The sequence below is a fragment of the Pseudomonas sp. UBA7530 genome (assembly GCF_002479365.1).
In the GTDB taxonomy this organism is placed as follows: Bacteria; Pseudomonadota; Gammaproteobacteria; order Pseudomonadales; family Pseudomonadaceae; genus Aquipseudomonas.
Window position 1 is genome coordinate 18,881 of record NZ_DLMS01000007.1, and the last position, 23,360, is coordinate 42,240.

A 23,360-nucleotide genomic window follows, 5' to 3' on the forward strand; every position below is an offset into this window, starting at 1 on the left:
CGATGTCGTTGAGGATTCTCTGGGTGCTGCCGTACCTGCCTTGGCCGACCAGTAGTGGTGGCAAGACGCGCCAGTTCCATCTGCTGCGTGCGCTGGCGGCGGCGGGGCACCGCATCACTTTGCTGGCGCAGAGCAAGACGCCGCTCGATGAGGCGACCCGTCAGGTGTTGCAGCCACTGCTCGAGCAACTGATCGTCATGCCGCGACGAGCGCTGCGCAGCCCGACCACCCTGCTGGCTGTCTCCGCGTCGCCATTGCCGATGCTGGCCAGTATCAATGGTCATGCCCCGGCCCTGAGCCAGCGTTTCGCCGAGCTGCTCGAACAGCAGTGGGATGTGGTACAGATCGAACACAGCTACAGCTTTCAGCCCTATGAACAACCCCTGCGGCAAGCCGCGCAGCCCTTCGTTCTTACCGAGCACAACGTCGAGTCGGCGCTTGGCGGCGCGACCTATGATCGTTTCCCGGCCTGGCTCAAGCCTTTGGTGCGGCTCGATCAATGGCGTTATCGCCGCTGGGAGCGCCGAGTCATGGGCCAGGCCGCCCAGGTCGTCGCCGTGACCGAGGCCGATGCCGGTGTGCTCGCGGAGATTATCGGGCGCCCGGTGCCGGTGGTGGTCAATGGCGTCGATGCCGCGCGTTACGCCCAGGTCAGCCCGGCCTATGCCAGCAAGCGGCTGCTGTTTATCGGCAACTACGAATACCCGCCGAACGTGGACGCCGTGGAATGGGCCATGGATGAAGTGATGCCGCGTGTCTGGCAGGCGCAGCCCGAGGCGCGCATCACCATCGCCGGCTATGCGCTGCCGGAGGCCTGGCGGCAACGCTGGCCGGACGCGCGCATCGACTGGCATGGCTTCGTGCCTGATCTGACTGCGCTGCAGGAGCAGGCGGCGGTCTTCTTCGCGCCGCTGCGCCAGGGCGGCGGTTCCAAGCTCAAGGTGCTCGAGGCCATGGCTGCCGGGCTGCCGGTGGTCACCACGGCGCAGGGCGTGTCCGGGCTGGCGGTGGTGGCGGGTGTCGAATACGACGGTGGCGAGGACCCTGCGGCCCTGGCTGCGGCGGTTTTGCGTCAGCTGGCCGATCCTGCTGGCGCCGAGCGCATGGGGGCCGCCGGGCGGGACTATGTCGCCCGCGCGCATGACTGGAGCGTGGCGGCCAGCCAGTTGCTTGCGGTATACCAGGCGGTGAATGGCTCCGGGAGAGCGGTATGCGAGTAGGCCTGGATTATCGTCCCGGGATCAGTAACCCCAACAATGGCATCGGTCGGCAGAACGTGGCCCTGGCTCAGGTGCTGGGCGAGCTTCCTGGCGTCGACCTGCACCTGTTCACCCCAGCACCGGCCGAACATCCGCTGCGTGCCCGGGCGCATTGCCCCGTGTGGGCAAGCACTGTGGACGGCCAGCATCGTCTGCCCAGGCGGCTGCGCTTCGAACTCGGCTACATGCCCTGGGCATTGCGGCGCCTGGGCATCGACGTGCATATCAGCACCTTCAACATGGGCCTGCCGTTGCCACCGCGGCCGGAGGGTGTGAGCTACGTGCTGCAGCTGCATGACCTGTTTCAGCTGCATCTGAAGAACCGCCACAGCTCCTGGCTGCGAGAGACGGTCTATCGCATCAGCGACAACCTCTCGATCCGTTATTCGGTGCAGGTTGCCGACCGTATCTGGACCCCTTCGCAATACAGTGCCGATGAACTGGCGCGCACCTTCCCATCGGCCGCGCACAAGGTGCGGGTGCTGACCAATCTGGTGCCGACCAGTACCCTGACCCCGGTACTGCCCGCGCAAGCGCTGCCGGCGCGCTTCTGGCTGCTGGTCGGCACGCGAGAGCCGCGCAAGAACGTGCCCTGGTTCATCGAGCACTGGCAGCAGGCGCGCCAGCATGATCCGGCCATTCCTGATCTGGTGCTGGTCGGTGGTGGCGAATTCCTCCCCGCCGATCAGCGCACGCTGGCCGGCATCCATTTGGTGCCGGCGCTGGGCGATGCCGAGTTGCAGGGGCTCTACGCCGCGGCCGAACGCCTGTGGCAGCCGTCCTATGCCGAGGGCTTCGGCCTGCCGGTGATCGAAGCGATGGCGGCCGGTACCCCGGTGGCGGTGGCAAGCGGTACCTCGCTGGACGAAATCGTGCCGCAGGGAACCCCGCGTTTCAGCCCTCATGACGGCGCCGCCCTGGTCGAACAGATACATCGACTGGCGCAGCCAGCCGAGCCCGATCGCCAGGCTCTGCAGGAGTGGGCCAGACGCTATTCGGAGCAGCCTTACCGCGCCCGCGTGAGCGAACTGCTACAGGAGTTACAGGCATGACATCAACGTTCGGGCTTCCTGTCGCCGTCATCACCGGGCTGATCTTCGGCGTTCTGCTGTGGTTTCTTTCGCCACTGAAGGTCGTCGTCCTGATCGTTGCGATGGTCGTTGGCCTCAACCTGCTGCGTCGCCCGCTGCTCGGTCTGCTGCTGTTCGGGGTGATCGCCAATTTTCTGCCTTACTCGACCATCAACGTCGGGGTGCGGACCACGGTTTCCGAGTTGCTGATCATGGTGATCTGGGCTTGCGTGCTGTTCCAGGCGATCTTCGAGAGTGACCAGCGCGCGCCGAAATCCGGCAGCACGGAGCGTTACGTCCTGGCGCTGATCCTGTTCAGTGCGTTTCCCTTCGTCGTCGGCCAGGTTATGGTCCATGCCGATGGCAGTGGCGTGGCCAACTGGCTGCGCTGGTTGGCCAACATGTCGCTGATCTTCCTGGTGTTCCGCCTACTGCGTGACGGCGCGTCCAGGGAGTCAATGGTCCAGGCGATGCTGTTCGGCACGCTGGCGATGCTGATGCTGTCGTTGCCGATTTTCCTGGCCGAACGCTCGGCCGCGGCGATCAATCCGTTGCTGACCAAGTTGGGCTACGCCGTCCTCGATGAAGTGATTGGCGATACCTCCGGTGCGGTCTTCCTGCGTATGGGCTCGCCCTGGGTTCACCCCAACACCCTGGGTGGTGCCATGGCGCTGATCCTGCCGCTGGCCTTCTGTTACGGCATCACCCGCTTCGGCTGGCGCCGTGCGCTGGGCCTCAGCGCCGGCGTCTTGGGTGTGCTGGCCTTGCTGCTCAGTGGCTCGCGTGGCGCCTTGCTGAGCCTGGCGGTGGTCCTGGTGTGGTTGGCCATTCGCCGGGTGCCCTTCACCGGCCGCCTGCTGCTGACCGGCTGTGCGGCGATGGTGCTGCTGGTGCTGTCCTATCCGCCATTGCAGGAGCGGATCTCGACCATGTTCGAGTTCAGCGATGCCAGTACCTCGGTGCGTTTCGACGAGTACGCCAGTTTCCCGCGGGCTATGGCGTCCTACCCGCTGGGCATAGGTTTCAAGGTCGAACCGCCGGTGCCGGGCACCGATCTGCTGGGTATCTCCAACCTTTGGTTGAACTTCATCTACAAGCTCGGGCTGCCGGGCATGCTGCTGTTCATCGCCGCCACCTGGAGCTGGTGGAAGGAAACCCGGCCGAGCGGCAGCCGAACCGATCTCAATGCCGACAACGCGATCTGGCTGGGCAGCACGGCCGGGCTGCTGGCGGCGCTGTTCAGCGGCCTGTTCGACCACTACTTCGGCTTCCAGCCGGTGCTGGTCGGCCTGTTCTGGCTGCTTGTCGGTATCAACCTGCTGGAGGCCCGCCGCCTGCGCGCCGAACAAGGCGTGACCAATCTCCCCGGTACGCGCATGTGAGAGAACGAGAGTGCTTGGCTCCACTGTCTGGCTGACCCTGGCCACGCTGATCGGACTGGTCGCCGGTTTTGCCCGCGAGTGGCTGCTAATCCATGCCTGGGGCGCCAGTCTGCGCAGCGACGCCTTTCTGGTTGCCCTGTTCCTGCCCGAGGCGGTGCGCATGGCGCTGGCCACCGGGTTGTTCAGCTCGGCGGCGCTGCCGCTGTACCAGGCGCGTGATGCGCTGGCGCGCAGTGCCTGGCTGTCGGCCCTGAGCTGGCGCGTCATGGGTGTGGGCCTGGTGCTGGCCTGCCTGCTCTATGTGGCGGCGCCGCTGTGGGTCTGGGTGATCGGGCCGGGTCTGTCCGAAGAGGGGCAAACGCTGGCCGGGCAAAGCCTGCAGCTGCTTGCCTGGTGCGTGCCGGGTTTCCTGCTGCATGCCTTGCTCTGCATTCCGCTGCAGGCGCACGCCCGTTTCATCCTAGCGGGGCTGGGTTCGCTGTTGTTCAATCTGCCGCCGGTGATCTATCTGGGCGTGGCGTCTGCCGATGCCTCGCCGTCCGGGCTGGCTCTGAGCTGCCTGCTGGGCAGTCTACTGATGCCGCTGGTGCTGATACCCGCGATGCGTGGAATGGGCTGGCGCCCCTGGCAGGTAAAGGCTGACTGCGATTGTGGCAGCGAGCTGTTGCGCCGCCTTGGGCCTTTGCTGGTCAGTACCTTGGCCAGCCAGGGTCTGGCCCTGCTGGAGCGGATGATCGCCTCGCTGCTGGGCGAGGGGGCCGTGACCTGGCTGAATTTCGCCCGCAAGCTGATCAACCTGCCGATGGTCGCCCTGATGAGTCTGAACCAGGTGCTGCTTGGCCTGATGGGCGGCCGTTCGGAGCAGGAGCGTCTGGCCCTGCTGCGCCGTGGCGTGGCGATGGCGACCCTGCTGACCCTGCCGGTCGCGGTCGGCCTGGTCGGTGCGGCAGAGCCGCTGATCCAGCTGCTGCTGCCCAGCCAGGCCAGTGGCGGGGTGCTGGCGGCCTTGCTCGGCTGGCTCGGCCTGACGCTGCTGTTCGCCGCCTGGAATGCCTTGCTGGCGCGCTATGCCTATGCGGTCGGCGATACCCGTCTGCCCCTGGCCTGTGAGCTCAGTGGCAATGCCCTCAACGTCGTCTTCCTGCTGACGCTGCCCTGGCTGCTGGGGCTCAAGGGCATTGCCTTGGCGGCGCTACTGGGCGTGCTGCTGACCGGCGTGCTGCTGATGCGCAAGCAGCGCCTGCTGCAGGCGATGGACTGGAAACGGCAGTGGGGGCTGGGGCTGGCACTTCCGGCGCTGGCGCTGCTGATCCCCTTGGCAGTGGCGCCAGGCTGGTGGCAGCTCGGCGTGACGGTCTCTGTTTCGGCCACGATGCTGCTGCTGATGGCCTTCTGGCTTAAGCCCTGGCGGATGACCTAGAACTCACCTCGAGGCAGCGCTGGCGTCCGGCCTGTCGCTCGGGCCCTCCTTGCCGGCCTGCACGTAGTGGCTGTTCTTGAGCAGCCAGCGTTTCTCCACGCAATGCCACATCAGCGCTGCACCACAGAGGGTCAGGGCCACAGTGGCCAGCAGGGCTAACGAGGCATTGGCCTGGTACGCGCCGAAATGGATCATCGTCTGCACGATGGGGAAGTGCAGGATATACACGCCGTACGAGAAGTCGCCGAACTTGCAGAAGTTGCCCACGTAGTTGTATAGCGCGAAGAACACCACCAGGATGCCCAGTGCAATCGGCCTGAGCGCCTCCATATCGAACTGCAGACGCACCAGGAAATAGGCCAGCGCGGCGAGCACCAGCCATTTCACATGGCGTTCGAAGAACGGCAGCAGGTAATAGATCGCGGCACCTGCGATAAAGAACCTCAGCTGTCCGGGCAGCTGTTTCTCCAGCTGGAAAAACATGCCGCGCCCGGTGCTTTCATGCAGATGGAACATGACCAGCGAGTAGACCGTTGAGGCGATGAACAGGGCCAGGAGCACGCGCACTCGCCCTACACGGCGGCAGAGCCAGACGATGATCGGCACGCTCAGGTAGAACATTACCTCGATCTTGATGGTCCAGAGCGCGCCGTTCACCGCCGTCAGCCGGTGGTCGCTGAATACGCCGGGCAGGTCTGGCTGGAGGAAATTGAGAAAGCCCAGATTGAAGCCGAGGTAGCGCACTAAGTCGCTCGACAGGAAGTACTCGCTCAGTGAGCGTTCGCTGACGCTCGACAACAATATCGCTACGAAGGTCACCGAGACGAAATAGGCGGGGTAAATGCGCCGCGCGCGTTTCTCGAAGTAGTCGGGGAGCGAGCGCGATTTTTCGTAGCTCATGAAGATCAGGAAGCCGCTGATCACGAAGAACGACTCGATGGCGATCTTGCCCGACAGCAGGGTATCGATGATACCCAGCTCGCTGGCGCCCGACAGTTCGTGGGCATGCAGCAGGCAGACGGCCAGAGCCAGCAGCAAGCGTATGAGGTCGAAATTGTTCTGACGCAGGCGCGGGCTGCTGATCTTCATGGGCGTCGGTCACTCGACTGGTTTGGCGGCCATCTTGGCAAGATCTTGTTTTGGTTTCTTGCTGAACAGCTTCTTGCCCAGGCTGTTGGCTGCGTTCATCAGAGGCGCCTCGATAAGGCGGAAGCCAACGAGACCATAGATCATGACCGCTGAGAACATGATCACGAGGAAGGCAATATTGCCGATCAGGCTGGTGGAGGCCAGCCCTAACATGACCCATAGCTTGCCTATCACCCCGATCACCAGCAGGTGCGCGAGGTAAGTGGTGTAGGAGCTGTCGCCGATGGCGACCATCAGCGACGGAACGCTCAGCTTGTCGCGGCGCTCCAGAAGTGTGGCGCCGATGGTCAGCAGACCGAACAGCGTGCCCAGGCTGAATACGCGAATCAGCCCCTCACCACGGAACATGTCCAGGTTGTAGCCCACTGGCACCCCGACCAGTGGCACGAATAACAGCATGCCAACGGCGACCTTGGTGGGGACCCGTTCGCTCAGGGGGCTGAAGTAGAACATGGCGATAAGGCTGCCCATGACGAACTCAATAGCATAGGGGTGCAGAATCAGGCGCAGTACCGGACCCAGGCTGAGCACATCGATGGTCAGGTTGGCGCAGATGATCAGGCCGGCCCAGCCGAGCAGAATCCAGGGCAGGTAACGCTCGCGAAAGAACATCAGCGAGGTGAAGACCAGGTAGAACCACATCTCGAAGATCAGCGACCAGGCCACCATCACCAGTGGCAGGGTCTTGTCCGGTATCAGGAAGAAGGACTTCCACAGGTTCGGTTCGCCATGGGTGTTGTTGAACCACTGCGGCATCACCAAAAAGACCGCCAGGGTTATGAAGAAGTACACCCAGTAAGGTGGGTAGATGCGTGCGACCCGGGCATAGGCGAACTTGAGGATCTCCCGTTGCACCTGAAAGCGGCCGCGAGACACCATGACCATGATGAAACCGCTGACGACAAAGAACCAATCGATGAATAGCTGGTTGAAGTCTTTAATTGCTACTGGCAATAAAGTGGCGCCAGCATATTGTTCTTCTGCAAATGTCATGTGGCCGATGACGACCCCCGTCAGGCCTATACAACGAAATGCCTGCAGAGTATTCAACTTGGACATGACAGGCTCCTGGTGCTTTGGATTTTGCTAAATAAGTTAAAGGCAGGCCGACAGAAAAATGGCATTAGTATTTTGGCAGGAAAGAAGTGTGCTATTTGATCTGCAGGAGTTTTACGTGCGGGATATGAGGCAGCATGCCATCATGTCGGCCACGCTGGCAAGTGAGTGCTGCCGCCTTCGAAAACACTCTCCGCAGGCTGGGTGGCGACGCTGAATCAGGTCGGCGTTTGAGGGCGGCAATGGGACGGTATTCGATTACGGAGTCAACAATGGTTCGATTAGTAACCTCAGGTACGTTTTTCATATTTATTCTTGTTGTCTCGCCACCGTTCTATGCCTTGAGCCACGCCGCGGATGAAGACCCGGTTAGAATGGTTATTAAAAAATATGGGCGCGATACTTATTCGTCGATGGACGATCTGCTCTATATAAAAACCTACGATTGCCTAGAGCCCGCTTATAGCGAAAACGCAGTTCTGTTTTATATCCCCTATTCCGATGACAACAAGCTGCAGTTCAGCAACAAGGTGGAGTGCAAGGTGATTGAAGTCTACGACCGAGGGGCGCACTACAGTCGGGAAGGGAGATAGCGAAATGCGGGCATGAAAAAGCCCGCAGATGGCGGGCTTGTTCAATTTCGTGGTGCCGGCACCAGGAGTCGAACCCGGGACCTACTGATTACAAGGTTCTGGCAGAAAGCATACATATCAAGAGCTTACGAGGCAATTTTTTACGCCAGGCCATCGCCGAAAGCTTAGTGCTATGCAGGCTTTGGCCGGAATTTACGCGGTTCTTAGCGGTGCGGGCAGGTTCATGTGCAGAGCGGCCTGCAGCTCCCGGGTACCTGTCTTGGCTATTGCCGCTCGTGAAAGGTCGTAGTCGCTCTACAGCAGCCAGTCGCTATAGGCAATAACCGGCTAGAAGCATAGGCCGGGGATGGCTGCCGGAGCAGGGGTAGTCCAGGACACATTGACTGTCGCGATTGAGCTCTTGCTCACCAGCACACCATCAGCTTGCGTTAGCTTATATTCAGCAGTACATTTCCTTACCGGGAGTGTACGATTTTCATACGGAGCGCTGAATGAACCTTAAGGCCGAGATAGAAAAACGGCTTGCTGAATTCTGGGATAAGCGTGCGCTCGAGATTGCGGATGACCCGCTCTCCATCGACGAATTGGGCGCGCCTCTGGACTCAATGGTCGCTGTCGATTCGTTGATAGAGATAGGAAAACTCCTGAAACAGAAGATTCCCGTAGATGTGGTAATCCGCAATGGGGGTTATGAGAGCAAGGAGCAGTTCATCAAGCTCGTAGCGGCTGGCATTCTAAAACACATGAAGAAAACTGGATCATGAGTACAACGGCATCAGAAGTCCAAGATCGGCTGAGGCTGGCTGAGCGGCTTAAAGAGGCTCGGGAGTACATCGGCCTCTCGCAAGACGAAGTAGCAAACGTTTTGGGGCTTTCGCGGCCAGCAGTCAGCAACATCGAATCAGGATCTCGTAAGGTGGAGGCTACCGAGCTCAACAAGCTCGCCAAGCTCTACAGAAAGTCACTTGAGTATTTAATGACTGGCCGCGATCCGTTACCTTCAGGCCCCGAGCAGCTCGCGTTTTTGGCTAGGGCGGTCAAAGGGCTCTCTCAGCAGGACATTGACGAGGTAGCTCGCTTTGCCGAGTTTCTAAAGCACAAGGGATAGTGAATGAGCCGCCGCGACATAATCTTACGAGCTGCACAGCGCGCCTCTGAAGTGCTAGACGACTGCGGCGCAATGCAACGAATCGAACAAGGTTACACGCGGATCGACCCTTTCCTGGTCGCTGCGCAGCATGACATTCTCGTAATGCTGCGTCCCATGGAAAAGCTCTTGGGCGCCTTCTTGGGAGATACCAACCCGGGAATTCTCGTCAATAATCAGCGACCTGCCGGCCTCGTGCATATGACATGTGCTCACGAGTTGGGCCATTTCTTCATGGGCCATGAAAGCACCGCTGACGAAGACATTTACTACGGCAACAATGCCCAAGTAATAGAACTGGAAGCGGACGAATTTGGATATAGCCTGCTTGCGCCCCGAAAATTGATCTCGCTGGTCATGAAGCGGAAGGGCTGGCAGAAGTCGGACTTGTGGCACCCAGTCGTTCTCTACCAGTTGGCTCTTCGCTTGGGGACAAGCTACAAGGCCATGGTTTGGTCCTTAGTTCGACATCAGGTGTTTTCATACGGGGATGCTGAGAAGCTTCTGCGCGTCTCGCCTGCAGCGCTCAAGAGGAGCATCTTCGGAGAAGTGCCGCCAGACGCTTCCAAAGAGGTCTGGTTGCTCGACGAATCGGATAAAGACTCGATTTTGGAGCCGCGCCCCGACGATCAGATCGTCATACGACTGAAAAACCACGCCTCTGCCGGGTATCTGTGGCAAACAGATTGTCTGAGTGATGCTGAAGGGGAAGGTTTCCATCTCCAGCCGGTCACCGTGCTCTCTGAGAATGTGCCTGACGATCCGCTCATGTTCGGCGGCCCGGACACCATGGACTACGTGCTTACCGGTGGGAGAACCTTGGACTCAGGGCCTACGGAATTCCAGCTGACTGAGCGTATGCCCTGGTTACCCGAGGGCGAGGTATTGAGCAGGTTCGGCTCAAAAGCCAAGTTTGAAGGGCTCGAGACAGGACTCACGCCGTATTCCCGCGCTCAACTGATTAAGGTCTCCGCATCTTGATCGTCCAGGAGGTTCTCCTCGACGAATTCCACTCGCCAGCCAGACCGCAGGGTGGGCGAAATACTTGCTTGGTTTTCGCAATTTCAGACTTGAACCGACAGCTATCCAACGCTGACCTGAGCCCTGAATACCTCTACCGAGCGGCAGCGATTGCGTCTACGGGTTGGCGGCCCGGCAATGGAATTTTTTTCGAGAGTGCCCAACAAGCTGCTCAGCTAGGGCAACCAGAAGAAGACAGCTTTCCATACTGTGCGGAAGAGCCTCCATCTCCTATACCGGCTCTTCCCACTGGCTTGCCCTTATTTGGAAAAGCCCCGGAGTTCATTTCTAAGGACCCAACAGACCTGGTCTGCTCGATCCGAGCGGGGAAAGCAGTTGGCCTAGGGTTACGCATCACCCAAGCGTTTCTTGACGCCAAAACCGACATCATCGATTTCAGCGAAAGAGTCCTGCCCGGACTGCTGCATGCTGTGGTGGCTGTAGGTGTAGGCCGCAAGGAAGGCGAGGTCACCCCATGGTTTTATGTTCGCAATAGCTGGGGACCAACCTGGGGCACCCAGGGATACGCCTGGATTTCAGGCGAGTATGTAGTTGCGCACGCAGCATGCGCGTTTGGAGTGGATCATGGCAAAAATAGTACCCAGTGAAGGTGTCGGGAGAGCTTGGCTAGCCGCGGCCAGACACCTAGATACCCAGAGGGGAAGGAAAGATCGGAACCTGGTTCTGGAGATTTCCAAGCCCCAGGCACTGTCGGGTGAAGACCTCACGATCATTCGAGCTGTGGACGCAAAGCTTCGCGAACACCATGACGACCTCAGCATCGAGACGGTGTCGGGGACGATCTTCCCCAACAGCCTATATCGCCGAGAGGGGCGCCCTCAGTTTTATAAGTCGTTTGTCGAAGTCATGGCCGTGGGCAAGAAACCCAACAGCTGGGGGACTTACGCGCTTCGCATGATCAATCGGGTGGATCGGAAGGGCAAAGGCACCTACAACCCTCTCGACAGCATCGTGGAGCGGCTGCTGAAGACACACACCGGGAAAACCTACCAAGCTGCGTATGAGCTAGGCGTTGTCGACATCCATGACGATTTCGACACAAACCTCAATGGCTACGGCTTCGAGCTGCCCTTGTTCGATCCATCGCGGGACGCCAAGCCAACGAATGTTCCCTGCTTGAGCCACCTGAGCTTCAAGCTCACCGACGGCAAGCTCGATCTGACCGCGATATACCGCTCACACTGGTACTGCATGCGAGCCTTGGGCAATCTCGTAGGATTGAGCCAACTACAGTCGTTCGTTGGGAAAGAATCGAAATACGAATGCGGGACGCTGACCTGCATCGCTACGCATGCTTATCTGGATTCCGAAAGCTTCGGCGGTGTACCGGCGACAACCACGCTTCTAACTGGCTTGCCTGTCACCTAATTACAGAAGCGAAGCTTGTCGACTCTGAGCGAAGGCGTTGGGGCGTATGTCATAGAGGCGTCCCATACCCGCGCGGAAATCACGCACGCCGCCGTAGCTCGGGTGCCGGATGCATTCAACTGCGACACCGAAGCGCGATGCATAATGAGCGGCGTCCTGGCCGATAGCTACAACCCGGCGGATCTTTAACCATCTGAACAGCTCGCTATTCAGTTCATCGACCTGGCCCAGTTCCTTGGCACTGAATCGGCGATTGCTGAAGGGGTTGCCCGGCTCGTGCGGATGGAAAGGGAAGACATTCCAGAGAAGAGGCGGTAGATCAATCGCTCTCAGCACACCCCAGATTTCCGCAGCCGTGCGCTCCGCGATCGCCGGGCCATGGGTAGCCTGCAGCGACTCACACCCAGGGTAAAGGCGAGCCATCTCCGAGAGATGATATTCGTCCGTCAGGGCGAGGCCTGTACGCCGGCCTCCACGGTAACCCAAGTCACGACCCATCCAGATGGTGTCGACTCCGATGTCCGCAGCAGCTTTCAGGTAGCTCTTGAGGTTCTTACGCCGACATGCAGCAGCAGTTGCGCGATCGTGAATAGGGCACGTGTCCGCATAGGGATTGAACACGTTCTCCAAATTGAACGCTGCCAGGGCCCTAACAAAGGTGGTGGGGGTCATTTTTCTGCTTTCTCGGCCGGAGCCACAAAGGTGAGGGTGCCATTGGTGATATCGACTTTCACAGTCCCGCCTCGCTTATCCTGAAGCTGACGGAAAACCTTAAAGCCCTCAATGATGGCCAGTTCCCACTGCCATAGCTTGCACTGATCGACTTCGTAACCACGAACCATGCTCTGAATCTGTTTCAGGAGCCCGTAATCAAGGCTACCCACCTCAACGGTCTCGTAATAATCGTGCTTCTTGGCGTGGTCGAAGATCCAGGTGGCAATGCCTTCCTCAATAATCATCGCCCGAGCGCCATCTTCATTCTCATCCTTGCTCGGATTCGACTTGCGCTTGCGCTTCAGCAACGCTCGTAGAACGGGAGACCACCCCAGATAGGCGGCATACGCGAGATGGAAGACATCGTGAAAGCGATAGTCATCCGCCTCGTTACTATTGTCGGTCAGGCGGTCTCCGATGTAGACGCCCCACAGACGCAGTACAACGTGCCCGTTTTCCTTGCCGCCTCGTTCGATGAACTCGATTTCAAATTCACGAGGCAGCTGCTCGTGCTCAGGGAAGGATTCGTCGAAAAGAGGGGCAAATCGCTTCTTCTCGCTGGGCCAACGGCTGGCCGTTTTCTCGAGGTTGGCTCGAGCAACATCTTCCATCAGCAAGTTGAAGCCTGCGCACGTCTTCGCAAGCTCCGAAAGCAACTTGCCGAAATGGCTGGCACGCTGGGGAAGAGCCATTGCCACCAGGGCGCCGTGGGTCATGTCCGCCAGCGCGCCGGCGCTAAAAGCCAGCTTGCCCATCTGCGCAGGGCGTCGAATTGTATCCTCTTCCCGTAGGGAATCGATCAGACCGTCTATCTGACGGAACGTGATCGGGCTGGCGGGGACCTTACTTGACTCGCCGAACTCCTCGCGAAGGATCCGAATACATTCCTTACCCAGATCGTCAGGTGAGATTCCGAGCATGTGCGCGGCGATAGCCAGGTACCAGAGCGCGTCACCCAGCTCCTCTGCAGCAATCTCACTTTGCGCCTTCTGTAACTGATCACGGCCGGCCTTCTTCACCGAGGAGAGCAAGCCACCAACCTCACCGAAATAGCCAAAACGGATGCTCTGCAGGCTATCCGTCAAGGCAACGGGGTCGTCAGTTTTGAAACGGAGACTATCCCGCGCTTTCAGTAGGTAGTTCGCCAGGGAAAGCGGCTGGGGTCTTGGAACTGCAGCCATAAATCCTCCATGATCAAGCGCCGGCGCAGGCGGATGAGGCCATCATCTCACGGCGCAACTCCAACCTCATCTGCCTGCTGCGATCGACAATCGTTTCACGGTCGGCGTCGATGGCACCCATACTCAGGGCGCGCTGCCGTACCGATATAGTCACATCGTAATGCGGGTAATTGCGCGATTGGAACCAGCTCCTGCGCAAACCGAGTCGTGCTGCAAAGTCGTGAAGCTCGTCGAGCGTGTCAGCCACTAGGTGACACCAAAGTTTGCCTCTCCATGGGATTTCTTCGGAATCAACGTACACAGCCATGGCTCTCGCCTTTTTCTACAAATTGTGCATTTAATATGCACATCATGGCACAAAGATTCAACTCAGAACTAGACGCGATAATGCTCGGCAAGCAGTTACGCAAAGCCCGTAAATACAGGGGGTTGACGCTGTTAGCCGCTGCTTCTGCCGTTGGAATTCATCACTCCCAGCTCTCTAGGATGGAGCATGGGGAGATGGCTACTGCTAACCATAATTTGCAGAAAATTTGCAAATATCTGAGCGTGCCATACGAGAGGTACCTCGTCCCTTCCTCGTCGCTCAGCTTGGGGGAGCGAGTTGATCAGCTCATCCTAGGTGCGCCAGAGAACGAGCCGGCACTGCGGAAGCTTGTGGAAGCACTGGAGGCGTTAGCAACCCGCCCATAACAACACTAGGTGACTGCACTCTTCTTTAGGGCTTATGGCGACTAAGTGTTGATCCCATATGAAGGTCGATTCCTGGCGGCTCGATGGCGCGCATTGATGGATTGCGCCCCACCTGCCCGAAGCCGTGTCGTATCGCTGGACTTGAGGTTGCTGTCGGAGAGGGGCAATAGCTCATCCCTCCCCAGCAGCATCAACAATCGGCACGCTGAGGTCGTAGACATCCAGCATTGAGGCATCGCGATGTCCGCTAGCTTCCTGCTTTTCTGCCCGGTTACCGGTGGTGTCGGTGATCCCGCGCCGTTTGAAGTCATGTAGGCCAAAGCGCTGCTCGGCGGTCATGATGCCTTTTTCGATCGCCTGCTTAACCAGTCGCTGCCATGCAGTGTCTAGGCTTGATTTCTGCAATGCGCCGCCGTGCGCGGCCACGATGAGTCTGCGCTGTTCTGGCAGGTTTGAAATCGGCATCTTCTTCTTGGCCCAAATCGTGGTGCGAACTTGCTTAGCGGCTTCCCATGCCGCCCGCAGGCGTGGGGTCCAGCGCACGATGTTGTCGCGGCTGCCCTTGCGCCGGTTGGTGAGTACGCCTTCGGGCGTCTCGTTAGCGTCAGTCAGGGTTACGGTCTCGATACCGCGCAGGCGGCACAGGTAGCTGATCTCCATGACGTACCAAAGGTACGGCGCGCATGCTCCTTTTTCTCCACGCGTGAGCTGTCCCTGCTGCTGGGCGAGCTGGATCAAATCGACCATAACGGTTGGTTCTGGGAGTCGGCGCTGTTTGCGTTCTTTGGGGGCCTCGATGCCTTGAGCTGGGTTAGTTTCCACGTAGCCACGGTTGCGGCCCCATTGCATCAGGAGGCGCAGGTAGCGCAGCGCGTGTGTCGCCTTGGATGGCTTACCTTCTTCGGCGATCTTGTCGATCAGGCGCTGCACCAGTGAGGGGGTGAACTTCCGTACGGCCAACTCGCCCAGCGGCTTGCCCAGTTTGGTGGGTGTGGCGAGCAGGACGTCGCGAGCGTAGCAGTAGCTGTCCTGCGTCTTCTTCCCCAAGCTTTTGAACTTCTGGCTTTGATGGTATTGCTCGGCGAGAAAGGCCAGGCTGTCGCGGTCAACGCCTGAGCGTTCCTCCATCAGGCGATGCAGTTCAGATAGCGTGGTCTTGGGGCCGGCCAGATTTTTACGGCGCTGTTTGCCGCCTTCATCGTTGAAAAGGGTGTACCAGACGCCCGAGCCACGGGCATCGTAGTAAACACCCCGTGGCAGGGAGCTCTGGTCAATGTGCTTCGGTATGTCCGGGTTGAGCTTACGCTTGCGGCCTCTCTTCATCAGATGATCTCCGCGTCGTAATGCTCTGGGTTGCCAGTACCTGCTCCGCCCGCGTAGTTGATCAGCGTCAGGGTGGTCCAGAGGCCATGCCGGCCATGGAAAAACCGGATGCCTTGCGACTGCAGCGAGCGTTCAATGTCAGAGCGACGCTCATAGCCTGTGAGCGCTTTCAGGGACTCAAAGGTTACGAGGCCTGGCTGAAGTGGTTGCGTGTTGTTGGGTTTAGATGTCGGCATCTGGCGTCTCCTGTTCTGTTGCCGACACCCATTTAATTGCACCGCTTTCGTGTTTTGGGGCGTTATCTGACCACTTTCTTGTAGGTTTCGAGGATTTTTGGCTGGTTGCACCTACATGCCGATAAAGGGTGGTGCGTGAAATTCCATAGCGGCTGGCCACATCCACAACCTGGATATCCGAATCTCTTAGCAGTGCTCGTATCTCGCGTATTTGCTGCGGATCTAACGATGGCTTACGCCCGCCCTTCCGTCCGCGAGCACGCGCTGCTGCGAGACCGGCCTTGGTTCGCTCGCGAATCAGATTGCGCTCAAACTCGGCCAGGGCCGCGAATACATGAAATATCAATCGGCCGGCCGCACTGGTCGTCTCAATCCGTTCGGTGATGGACTCGAACCCAACCCCTGCGGACTCCAGCTGGCTGACGATGCGCACGAGGTCGGCTAACGACCGGCCCAGTCTATCGAGCCGCCACACAACCAGTGTGTCGGTACTGCGCAGCGCCTTTAGGCAATGATCAAGTTCGGGCCGGTGCGCCGACTTGCCGCTGATGGTCTCCTCATAGATGTCGCTGCACCCTGCCAGGGAAAGAGCATCACGCTGGAGGTCGAGGTTCTGATCATCCGTTGAAACACGGGCGTACCCAATCCGCTTTCCCATACGAATTCCTTGCATAGATATCGGTATGGAATACGTGACACTGAAGGGGGGAATCCCAAGCCCGAAACAGGGACTCGGCTATCCGCAACAAAAACGACCGTTTTTGGTACTGCCAAAATGGACGTTGCCTGGCAACGCAGCAGATTTTTTCTCCTCGGTAGCGGACGCTGTTGCCAAAACGGATGGGTTGCGGCAACGGGGCGGGTGTGGAGGGAATACCCGAAATGGACTTTTCTTTTTCTGACCAGAATCTGGTCGAATTCCGAGCCAAACCAGCTTGGGCGTTCGCCATCCTAGCGCCTCCACATAGAGGAGGTGTTATGCCAAAAATTCAGTTGTTGTCCGAAACAGCGCTAGATCAGCTCCACAAGCAGATGTACGACGCAAGCATGTTGATTTCCAGGACTTATCTGGAAAGCGTTAGTGCTGTGATTCAAAGTCCGCTCACTGAGCGAAAGTTGTATACACATTTTTTGATAAGCGTACGAGTTCATTCCCCTGGTTCATGGACCGTGAGCTGGTGCAAAAAAGTGCCGGTGATGGACACTCCCCAGTCGAAACGCGTTGTAGCTGGGCTGCGTAAGAATGCGCGGGCATCTTCGGGGCGCTACATCACCCGGGAGCTGCCGAAAGGTAAAGGCGACCGTTACCCGAACTCCACGTTCAACGCTCTGCCGGTGGAGGTGCGCGCTATCGCCATTTTCTACGAAGGGTTGTTGGCAAAGTTGCGCCGCGCAGCCAAAGACAATCGCGCCATGAAAAAAGCAGAGTTTTACTGTTTAGAGCGTGGAGCAAAGGCTTTGGCTGAATGTGCGAGCGCGGTAGAGCAATGCCGGCAGGTGCTCGCTGACGTGGAAGCGCAAGGTCTGCGTGATCTCAAGCCGCTGACTGATCTGGTTAGCCGCAGTTAAAAATCTGCTTAGGCGCCGTTTTTACGGTTCACACCAACACCCCGTCACCCACTACGCACAGAGTAAAACCTGCTGCGTAGTGCCAAGACCCTCATGCGTAGCACTTCTACGCTGGTCATTGCCGAGCGTGCCCCTGAAATCCACGAAAGCCAGGCAGGGTGGGGCTTACAGCTCAGTAGAAATTAACTGCGTAGTGATTCAGGGTCAGCTACGCAGCCAACTTCTACGCAGAGGCGTTCAGAACGGACGGTAGAAGTCGTGAAACCCAGCAAACACGAGGCTTCCAGCTTATTTGCCGAGCTACTACGCACGCTGGCTTCATTAGCGTAGAAGTGCAAAAAACGCGACCTTCATCCTTAGAGATATTAAAGGGAAAGGAAATTTTCTACCTCTGGGCGCTACGCAAGCGGCCTGTACCGTAGAAGTGAAAGGACCCTGGGGAGAAGTTAATACCCCCGTGTCGCGCAGCGGATGATGGCGCTGTCAGGGCAGGCGAGGGCGGAGAGATCGGCGGGTAGCGTCTGTAAGCCTGTCAGCAAAGCTTCAGGCGTACTCCGCTAGCATCGACTGGTTCAGTTCCTCGCGCAGCGTTCGCCATTGCGGCAAATGGAGGTCGAGGAGAGAGGTGAAACGTTCGTTGTGATGCCGCTCATGCAGGTGGGCCAGCTCATGCACCAGGATGTACTCAAGGCACTGCACGGGTTTCTTAGCCAGCTCCAGGTTGAGCCAGATGCGCTGGGCTTCGATGTTGCAGGTGCCCCACTTGGTCTTCATGCGCTTGATGCCCCAGGCGCGCACTTCAACGCCTAACTTAGGCTGCCACTTTTCCAGCAGCTCCGGCACCAGGCGCTTCAACTCTGCACGATAGAAGTCCTGAAGTACCTGCTCGCGTCGCTCGACGGTGGTCTCCGGGCGTACGAACAGATCCATGCATGCCTTCCCGCGCAGCGCTATATGAAGTGCTGTACCACTGCTCTCGTGCACGCGTAGGCGATACCGCCGGCCCAGGAAGTAATGGCTCTCGCCACTGACCATGCGTCGCTGGGATTGCCGGGGCTGAGCCTGAAACTTCGCACGCTGGCGTTTGATCCAGCCGAGCTTACCTACGACTGCCAGGCGCACGGCTTCGTCATCTACCGCCAACGGCGCGGCCACACGCACACGTCCTTGCGGCGGATAAACGCCCAGATGCAGGTTCTTGATCGGCTTGCGCACGACCTCCACGGTCAAACCGCTGACCATGATATTGCGGGACTCAATACTCATGCTGATGCTTGACCAGTTCCAGCAAAGCATCCAGCTGTTCGCTGTCCTGTCCTACCGAATAGTCGCCCAAGGCCTCAGCGGCGTCTTTACCCCACTGATCCAGCACATGCTTGATCGCCAGGCGTACGCGTTTGATCTTCATGGCATTGCCGCGCCAGTCGTCCTGCCGGCTATCTAGTACAGCGGCATCCACAGCCAATGCCAGGCCTGCATTGTGCCCCAGGTTGTCATACAGCGCTTTGCGAGCAGCGCTATTGATCGAGCCAGGATAGTTGTTCGAGCTGGTCGGATTCTTGGCCTGCTGAGCCAGCTTCACCACCTCATCCAGATACTCCTGATAGCTGATGGCGTCTTCCTTGCGCTTGGCGATCAGCGCATCGAGAAGCGAAGACATGGTCTCGTAGTACTTCGGGTTGATCGGCGACTCATCGATGATCAGCTTGCGCACGTTGTTCTCGATGGTCTCGGCGACGGCTTCCTGGCTTTCGCGGATGCCCTTGGGCAGCGCGTCCACAGCACCGACACCGCGCTCGACGATCAGTTGGATCAGCGACATATCATCGAAGGCTGAGATCTTCTCGCTCTCATCGGCACGGATATAGGTGTCGATCAAGAAACGCATGTCCGGCTCGTAGGCCTTCAAGTCGATGTAATCGCCACTGGCCAGTTTCACCTCGTCGCGCACCTTGGTGAAGTGATCGACCTCATCCTTGATCTCGGTGATTTCCCTGGCGCTATAGCCTGCCTCTTCCAGCTCATTAGCCAGATTGCCGAAGCAGCGAATCAGCGCGGAGGTCATCTTGTACAGGTTCAGGCGCTTCGGCTCGTTGGCCTTGAGTACCTCGGCGTTACCCGAGTCGGGGCCACAGAAGAAGCGGATATAGGCTGGTGTGTCCTTGGGCTTATCGACGGGTTCGCACAGGGCTTTGATCGCCTCGCGGGCTTCCTCCAGGTCTTCCTGGGCTTTGCTCAGTCGGTCTTCCAGCAGGCCTGCCACATCGGCCTTGTCGTAACCGTCCAGTGCACCGCTGGTGTAGTCGCCGATGGCGCCTTCCAGCTGCTTGAACAAGTCCTTGTAGTCGATGATGTAGCCGTATTGCTTGTCTTCACCGTCCAGACGGTTGACCCGGCAGATGGCCTGGAACAGGCCGTGGTCACGCATCTGCTTGTCGATGTAGAGGTAGGTGGCTGAAGGCGCATCGAAGCCAGTCAGCAGCTTGTCCACCACGATGAGCAGGCGCATCTGCCCCGGCTCCTTGATGAAGCGCTGCTTCACCTCCTTCTCGAAGGTTTCCGGGTCTTTGTCGCCTAGCATCTGGTTGTAGATTTCGTACTGGCGCAGCTTCTCGGTCAGCCCCTCTCCGGTGGCTTCGCCCTTGATATCCGCTGGCGAAGGCTTGTAGCTGGTGACGATGGCGCACTTGTCGCCCATCCCGGCCTTGCAGAACAGCTCATAGCACTTGCAGGCCTCGAAGATGCTGCTGGTGACCAGCATCGCATTGCCCCGGCCATCGGCCAGGCGGTGCTTGGTGGCCATATCCAGCAGGATGTCGGCGACGATCTTCTCCAGCCGTGACTGGCTCGACAGCACTTTCTGCATGGTGCCCCAGCGCTGCTTTAGCTGGGCCTTGGCTAGGTCGTTCAGGCCCTTGGTCTTGGCCTCAAACCACTGATCGATCTTCTGTTGCGAGGTAATGTTCTGGTCAATGTCGCGGGCTTCGTAGCGCAAGTCGAGCACCACGCCATCGGACACCGCCTCGTCGAATTTGTAGGTGTGGATGTAGCGGCCAAACACCTCAATACTCTTCTGCTTGTCTGCCTTCAACAGAGGCGTGCCGGTGAAGCCGATAAATACGGCATTGGGCAGGATGGCCTTCATCGCCTTGTGCAGCTCACCGGACTGGGTGCGGTGGCACTCGTCGACGAATACATAGAGGTCGCCCTTGGCGCGGAAGTCCGGCGGCAGGCTCTTGCGCAGCTCCTTCACAAAGTCTTCTACATCCGCATCCTCGCGGGTGCCGAACTTGTGGATCAGTGAGCACAGCAGCCAGGGCGATGGCTGGTTGAGCTTGTCGATCAGATCGGCACCACTGGTGGTACGCACGATCTGCTCGTTGACGCCGGTAAACACCTTCTCGATCTGTTCATCCAGCTCGGTGCGGTCGGTGATGATCAGCACCCGCGAGTCCTGGATGTTTTCCCGAATCCACTTAGTCAGCCAGACCATGGTCAGGGATTTACCCGAGCCCTGTGTGTGCCAGATGATCCCGCCCTCGCGCCTACGTAGGTAGCGCTGCGCCTCGCGGATGCCGAAGTACTGGTTATGTCGGCAGAGCTTCTTCACCCCACTGTCGAACACGATGTAATCGTGGATCAGCTCCAAAAAGCGCGTTTTGTTGCACAGTTGAAGCAAATGCCGATCCAGCAGATTGTCGGCAGCGGCGCTCTCCTCGCTTTCTTCCTTCCAACTCAGGTAGTACTTCTCGCCGGTCTGGATGGTGCCGTAGCGCAGGCCCTGGGTATCGTTGCCGGCCATCACGTACTGCATAGTGGAGAAGAACGGCTGGATAAATTCAGCCTTCTGGTTATCCAGGTTCTGCCGGATGCCCTCGTTGACTGCCACCTTGGAACGCTTCAGCTCCAGTACGCCGAGGGCGATGCCATTCACATAGAGCACAATATCTGGGCGCTTGCTGTAGGCCTTGGCATTGGCGCCCTTGACCGTGACTTCCTCGGCGATGGCGAAGTGGTTCCGTTCAGGATGCTTCCAGTCGATCAGCCAGACGGTCTGGGTGTTCTCACCCACCTCAGGCTTGATCTTCACCCCATAGCGCAGCAGCTCGTAAACTGCCCTGTTGCGGTCATACAGACCCTTGCTGGCGTCATTGGCCGCCCTGTTAAGCTCAAAGATGGCCCGGCTGGCAAGATTGGCTTCAGCGCCCTGCTCAAGCAGCCAGCCACGCAGCAGTTCCGCCTCGATATTGGCGTTGTTCTGGCGTTCGCCCCAGTCGCCAAGGTGCTCATAGCCCAGCGCCTGCTGAAACAGTTTGGCCACGCGTTGCTGGGTCTTTTTTTCGATCTGGCCGACACTCATCTGGCTTGCATCCACTCAAAACATTCCCTGAACGCGGGCATTTGTTTATCGACTTGTGCTGTTGTTAGCTGTCCAATCGCAAGCTCTTGCATCTGAATGGCGTCCTCTCCTTTGTCGAGATGCCCAGTGACATGCTCAATGCACCCCGCCGCCCATACCCAAATGCCCTGCTCTTTGAGGGCCTGCTGTATCAAACGAACTACCTCGACCCCCTCTGCATCTTTGGCAAAGCAAGCCCAAGTATCAGCCGCCTGCCAACCTGTGTTCTTGTCTTTTGTTGGCAAGCCATTTCCACCAAGAGGGAAGCCATGCTCTGCTTGCAGTCGCTGCAAGATGGATTTGGCGGTATTGAGTTGTTCGTCTTCCTTGGGGAGTAAGGATCTCTGGCCTTTGCGAGCGTCTGTAAAGGCAAAATCCAAATCGGCAAAAGCACAGGCATTGATGCCCATCGCGGCGAGTACAGGCAATGCCTTTGGGATATCTGAGCATGAGCCGACAGATACAAAAGTGATCTGATCTAGCTCGGGATGCCGCCCATACAGTGCTTCGTATGCGAGTGGCAGCAGCCGACGGTCGGTTTTGCCTTCACACAACACTACACGCTCTGAAAAATAGATCTCAGAGAGGTTGCCAAGCTCAAAGAGAGTGCGGGACTGAGCCTCGGCTTCTTGCAAAGCAGAAGGAACGGCTTGACGCAGTGGCAAGCGAGTGAACGTACCGACTTCCCTCTGCTTACCCACGATGATGGTATCAGCAGCATTTTCGCGACTGAGCATCAATGGCGAGTGGGTTGAGTACACAACCTGAAAGCCAGTCTTGGATAGGGTTTCCAAGGCTTGCCTAAGACGCCGTACGGCTTGTGGGTGGAGATAAAGTTCGGGTTCATCTATCAACAACAGACGTCGTGCTACACCAGCTTGAGCGGTGGTGCGGAGATCTGCCAAGTGGCGGATGAGTGCCATTTGAATAGCTCGCTGCGCTCCCGTACCCAGCTGATCAAATCGCCTTCTATCGCCCGTTGATGAGTCAGTAACGATGAGGTCTCCAGCCTTGAAGAACTCTTTTGCTTCAATGACCTGAAGATCGAGTTCCAAGTTAAGGCCAGGAAAGAAATGGGCCAACGCATTTGACGCGGCGCGATCAAAATCACTCAGGTGTTGGGAGCGTGCTTCTCCTCCGGTCGTCAGCACCCTTCGAATGGCGGTGAGTGCCTCTGTCAGCTCCACATGGGCTTGAAGGATAGGCTCCATGATTTCGTCCAGCAGGGCCTTGATGGTGCTGCCTGCTTTGGCCTTGCCTAGATCTTCACCGATGTCATCCATGGCGTTGATCTGGAGGGGGTCTGGAAGCAATGCACCAACAGCTTGAGGTAGCCCTGTGGGAAATGCCCTCCAAGACTCCGGAATACCTTCGCCAATGTATTGCTCGTGATCGTAGATCTCCTGCGTGATAGCACGCGCAGTTGTGCCAGTTGTATGTGCACGTATCCAAATAGAGCCATCGCGGCAGAATGGCTCTATCGCTGCGCGGTGACGCCCATCAGGAATTTGATCAAGGACTTCAGCAGTGATGCCGTCGATGCGTGCGGACACCTCAATAGGACGGCCCGCCTCGGCAAAGTCTGATACTTGCAGGGCATAAGGTTTCAGCACCCATGCCAGGGCTGCCAATATGGAGGACTTGCCAGTGTTGTTCTGCCCTACCAGAGGAGTAAACCCTTCCAGTGGTAGTGAGACCTCACGGCAAAGTCGATAATTCTTGATGTTTATAAATCCGATCTTGTGCATGTTCATCCCTGT

23 protein-coding genes are annotated in these 23,360 nt (G+C 58.3%); 12 read left to right on the forward strand and 11 right to left on the reverse strand.

All coding sequences use genetic code 11. The annotated features are described in order from the left end of the window. The first annotated feature begins 8 nt into the window (after positions 1-8). The 4 genes from B2U07_RS11510 to B2U07_RS11525 are packed head-to-tail and all read left to right on the forward strand — an operon-like array spanning position 9 to position 5,131. Complete coding sequence (locus B2U07_RS11510) at positions 9-1,220, forward strand: glycosyltransferase family 4 protein (protein ID WP_296277094.1); 1,212 nt, start codon at positions 9-11, stop codon at positions 1,218-1,220. Next, positions 1,211-2,311, forward strand: a complete 1,101-nt coding sequence (locus B2U07_RS11515) for a glycosyltransferase family 4 protein (protein WP_296276970.1) — start codon at positions 1,211-1,213, stop codon at positions 2,309-2,311. Before B2U07_RS11510 ends, B2U07_RS11515 begins: the two co-directional genes overlap by 10 nt. Continuing rightward, positions 2,308-3,711: an O-antigen ligase family protein gene (locus B2U07_RS11520; RefSeq protein ID WP_296276972.1), complete on the forward strand. Its 1,404-nt coding sequence runs from the start codon at positions 2,308-2,310 to the stop codon at positions 3,709-3,711. The genes B2U07_RS11515 and B2U07_RS11520 overlap by 4 nt, the downstream gene beginning before the upstream one ends. Positions 3,712-3,721: 10 nt before the next feature. After that, entirely contained in the window at positions 3,722-5,131 is a 1,410-nt protein-coding gene (locus tag B2U07_RS11525) for a lipid II flippase MurJ (protein ID WP_296276974.1), read from the forward strand. Between the two features lie 3 nt (positions 5,132-5,134). Here B2U07_RS11525 and B2U07_RS11530 read toward each other — a convergent pair whose 3' ends face one another. Then, on the reverse strand, positions 5,135-6,220 hold the full coding sequence (locus B2U07_RS11530) for an acyltransferase family protein (RefSeq protein WP_296276976.1): 1,086 nt from the start codon (positions 6,218-6,220) through the stop codon (positions 5,135-5,137). Positions 6,221-6,229: 9 nt separating this feature from the next. Next, positions 6,230-7,339, reverse strand: coding sequence for an acyltransferase family protein (locus B2U07_RS11535; RefSeq protein ID WP_197859226.1), 1,110 nt, complete (start codon positions 7,337-7,339; stop codon positions 6,230-6,232). Between the two features lie 161 nt (positions 7,340-7,500). Between B2U07_RS11535 and B2U07_RS11540 the strand changes: the two genes are divergently transcribed. The 6 genes from B2U07_RS11540 to B2U07_RS11565 all read left to right on the forward strand — a co-directional run bounded on the left by B2U07_RS11540 (position 7,501) and on the right by B2U07_RS11565 (position 11,485). After that, positions 7,501-7,929 (forward strand): hypothetical protein, encoded by a 429-nt coding sequence (locus B2U07_RS11540; protein WP_296276979.1) that lies wholly within the window; start codon positions 7,501-7,503, stop codon positions 7,927-7,929. Between the two features lie 491 nt (positions 7,930-8,420). Continuing rightward, complete coding sequence (locus B2U07_RS11545) at positions 8,421-8,693, forward strand: hypothetical protein (protein WP_296276981.1); 273 nt, start codon at positions 8,421-8,423, stop codon at positions 8,691-8,693. Continuing rightward, a complete protein-coding gene (locus B2U07_RS11550; RefSeq protein ID WP_296276982.1) occupies positions 8,690-9,037 on the forward strand; it encodes a helix-turn-helix domain-containing protein in 348 nt (115 codons plus the stop codon). Before B2U07_RS11545 ends, B2U07_RS11550 begins: the two co-directional genes overlap by 4 nt. A gap of 3 nt (positions 9,038-9,040) precedes the next feature. After that, positions 9,041-10,057 carry an ImmA/IrrE family metallo-endopeptidase gene (locus B2U07_RS11555; protein ID WP_296276983.1) on the forward strand — a complete coding sequence of 339 codons (1,017 nt, stop codon included), beginning with the start codon at positions 9,041-9,043 and terminating at the stop codon, positions 10,055-10,057. A gap of 68 nt (positions 10,058-10,125) precedes the next feature. Further along, on the forward strand, positions 10,126-10,704 hold the full coding sequence (locus B2U07_RS11560; RefSeq protein ID WP_296276985.1) for a C1 family peptidase: 579 nt from the start codon (positions 10,126-10,128) through the stop codon (positions 10,702-10,704). Further along, complete coding sequence (locus B2U07_RS11565; protein ID WP_296276987.1) at positions 10,682-11,485, forward strand: hypothetical protein; 804 nt, start codon at positions 10,682-10,684, stop codon at positions 11,483-11,485. The genes B2U07_RS11560 and B2U07_RS11565 overlap by 23 nt, the downstream gene beginning before the upstream one ends. On the opposite strand, the gene B2U07_RS11570 is transcribed toward B2U07_RS11565, so the two are convergent. Genes B2U07_RS11570 through B2U07_RS11580 form a run of 3 tightly spaced genes read right to left on the reverse strand, consistent with a single transcriptional unit; the run spans position 11,486 to position 13,687 of the window. After that, complete coding sequence (locus B2U07_RS11570) at positions 11,486-12,157, reverse strand: uracil-DNA glycosylase (protein ID WP_296276988.1); 672 nt, start codon at positions 12,155-12,157, stop codon at positions 11,486-11,488. Further along, entirely contained in the window at positions 12,154-13,380 is a 1,227-nt protein-coding gene (locus B2U07_RS11575; protein ID WP_296276990.1) for a nucleoside triphosphate pyrophosphohydrolase family protein, read from the reverse strand. Before B2U07_RS11575 ends, B2U07_RS11570 begins: the two co-directional genes overlap by 4 nt. A gap of 13 nt (positions 13,381-13,393) precedes the next feature. Further along, complete coding sequence (locus B2U07_RS11580) at positions 13,394-13,687, reverse strand: DUF4031 domain-containing protein (protein WP_296276992.1); 294 nt, start codon at positions 13,685-13,687, stop codon at positions 13,394-13,396. Between the two features lie 80 nt (positions 13,688-13,767). Between B2U07_RS11580 and B2U07_RS23100 the strand changes: the two genes are divergently transcribed. Beyond that, the gene (locus B2U07_RS23100; RefSeq protein WP_419096341.1) at positions 13,768-14,073 is read left to right on the forward strand and encodes a helix-turn-helix domain-containing protein; all 306 of its coding nucleotides are present in this window, start codon (positions 13,768-13,770) and stop codon (positions 14,071-14,073) included. Between the two features lie 171 nt (positions 14,074-14,244). On the opposite strand, the gene B2U07_RS11585 is transcribed toward B2U07_RS23100, so the two are convergent. From B2U07_RS11585 to B2U07_RS11595, 3 genes are read right to left on the reverse strand one after another with little or no spacing between them, the layout of a single operon-like run. Beyond that, positions 14,245-15,396, reverse strand: a complete 1,152-nt coding sequence (locus tag B2U07_RS11585; RefSeq protein WP_296276993.1) for a site-specific integrase — start codon at positions 15,394-15,396, stop codon at positions 14,245-14,247. After that, positions 15,396-15,632 (reverse strand): DUF4224 domain-containing protein, encoded by a 237-nt coding sequence (locus tag B2U07_RS11590; RefSeq protein WP_296276995.1) that lies wholly within the window; start codon positions 15,630-15,632, stop codon positions 15,396-15,398. The genes B2U07_RS11585 and B2U07_RS11590 overlap by 1 nt, the downstream gene beginning before the upstream one ends. Then, positions 15,619-16,290, reverse strand: a complete 672-nt coding sequence (locus tag B2U07_RS11595) for a recombinase family protein (protein ID WP_296276997.1) — start codon at positions 16,288-16,290, stop codon at positions 15,619-15,621. Before B2U07_RS11595 ends, B2U07_RS11590 begins: the two co-directional genes overlap by 14 nt. 320 nt (positions 16,291-16,610) lie before the next feature. Between B2U07_RS11595 and B2U07_RS11600 the strand changes: the two genes are divergently transcribed. Then, complete coding sequence (locus B2U07_RS11600) at positions 16,611-17,201, forward strand: hypothetical protein (protein WP_296276999.1); 591 nt, start codon at positions 16,611-16,613, stop codon at positions 17,199-17,201. Positions 17,202-17,744: 543 nt separating this feature from the next. Here B2U07_RS11600 and B2U07_RS11605 read toward each other — a convergent pair. Genes B2U07_RS11605 through B2U07_RS11615 form a run of 3 tightly spaced genes read right to left on the reverse strand, consistent with a single transcriptional unit; the run spans position 17,745 to position 23,354 of the window. Further along, positions 17,745-18,467 carry a M48 family metallopeptidase gene (locus B2U07_RS11605; protein ID WP_296277002.1) on the reverse strand — a complete coding sequence of 241 codons (723 nt, stop codon included), beginning with the start codon at positions 18,465-18,467 and terminating at the stop codon, positions 17,745-17,747. Next, positions 18,457-21,561, reverse strand: coding sequence for a type I restriction endonuclease subunit R (locus B2U07_RS11610; protein ID WP_296277004.1), 3,105 nt, complete (start codon positions 21,559-21,561; stop codon positions 18,457-18,459). Before B2U07_RS11610 ends, B2U07_RS11605 begins: the two co-directional genes overlap by 11 nt. Beyond that, positions 21,558-23,354 (reverse strand): ATP-dependent nuclease, encoded by a 1,797-nt coding sequence (locus tag B2U07_RS11615; protein WP_296277006.1) that lies wholly within the window; start codon positions 23,352-23,354, stop codon positions 21,558-21,560. The genes B2U07_RS11610 and B2U07_RS11615 overlap by 4 nt, the downstream gene beginning before the upstream one ends. Positions 23,355-23,360 lie beyond the last annotated feature (6 nt).

Bases quoted from the DNA above. Each gene is read 5' to 3' on its own strand.
- B2U07_RS11565 (WP_296276987.1), top strand. From the start codon at position 10,682: ATGGCAAAAATAGTACCCAGTGAAGGTGTCGGGAGAGCTTGGCTAGCC.
- B2U07_RS11520 (WP_296276972.1), top strand. From the start codon at position 2,308: ATGACATCAACGTTCGGGCTTCCTGTCGCCGTCATCACCGGGCTGATC.
- B2U07_RS11595 (WP_296276997.1), bottom strand. From the start codon at position 16,290: ATGGGAAAGCGGATTGGGTACGCCCGTGTTTCAACGGATGATCAGAAC.
- B2U07_RS11590 (WP_296276995.1), bottom strand. From the start codon at position 15,632: ATGCCGACATCTAAACCCAACAACACGCAACCACTTCAGCCAGGCCTC.
- B2U07_RS11575 (WP_296276990.1), bottom strand. From the start codon at position 13,380: ATGGCTGCAGTTCCAAGACCCCAGCCGCTTTCCCTGGCGAACTACCTA.
- B2U07_RS11535 (WP_197859226.1), bottom strand. From the start codon at position 7,339: ATGTCCAAGTTGAATACTCTGCAGGCATTTCGTTGTATAGGCCTGACG.
- B2U07_RS11555 (WP_296276983.1), top strand. From the start codon at position 9,041: ATGAGCCGCCGCGACATAATCTTACGAGCTGCACAGCGCGCCTCTGAA.
- B2U07_RS11600 (WP_296276999.1), top strand. From the start codon at position 16,611: ATGCCAAAAATTCAGTTGTTGTCCGAAACAGCGCTAGATCAGCTCCAC.
- B2U07_RS11580 (WP_296276992.1), bottom strand. From the start codon at position 13,687: ATGGCTGTGTACGTTGATTCCGAAGAAATCCCATGGAGAGGCAAACTT.
- B2U07_RS11585 (WP_296276993.1), bottom strand. From the start codon at position 15,396: ATGAAGAGAGGCCGCAAGCGTAAGCTCAACCCGGACATACCGAAGCAC.
- B2U07_RS11570 (WP_296276988.1), bottom strand. From the start codon at position 12,157: ATGACCCCCACCACCTTTGTTAGGGCCCTGGCAGCGTTCAATTTGGAG.
- B2U07_RS11550 (WP_296276982.1), top strand. From the start codon at position 8,690: ATGAGTACAACGGCATCAGAAGTCCAAGATCGGCTGAGGCTGGCTGAG.
- B2U07_RS11515 (WP_296276970.1), top strand. From the start codon at position 1,211: ATGCGAGTAGGCCTGGATTATCGTCCCGGGATCAGTAACCCCAACAAT.
- B2U07_RS11605 (WP_296277002.1), bottom strand. From the start codon at position 18,467: ATGAGTATTGAGTCCCGCAATATCATGGTCAGCGGTTTGACCGTGGAG.
- B2U07_RS11610 (WP_296277004.1), bottom strand. From the start codon at position 21,561: ATGAGTGTCGGCCAGATCGAAAAAAAGACCCAGCAACGCGTGGCCAAA.
- B2U07_RS23100 (WP_419096341.1), top strand. From the start codon at position 13,768: ATGCTCGGCAAGCAGTTACGCAAAGCCCGTAAATACAGGGGGTTGACG.
- B2U07_RS11615 (WP_296277006.1), bottom strand. From the start codon at position 23,354: ATGAACATGCACAAGATCGGATTTATAAACATCAAGAATTATCGACTT.
- B2U07_RS11530 (WP_296276976.1), bottom strand. From the start codon at position 6,220: ATGAAGATCAGCAGCCCGCGCCTGCGTCAGAACAATTTCGACCTCATA.
- B2U07_RS11545 (WP_296276981.1), top strand. From the start codon at position 8,421: ATGAACCTTAAGGCCGAGATAGAAAAACGGCTTGCTGAATTCTGGGAT.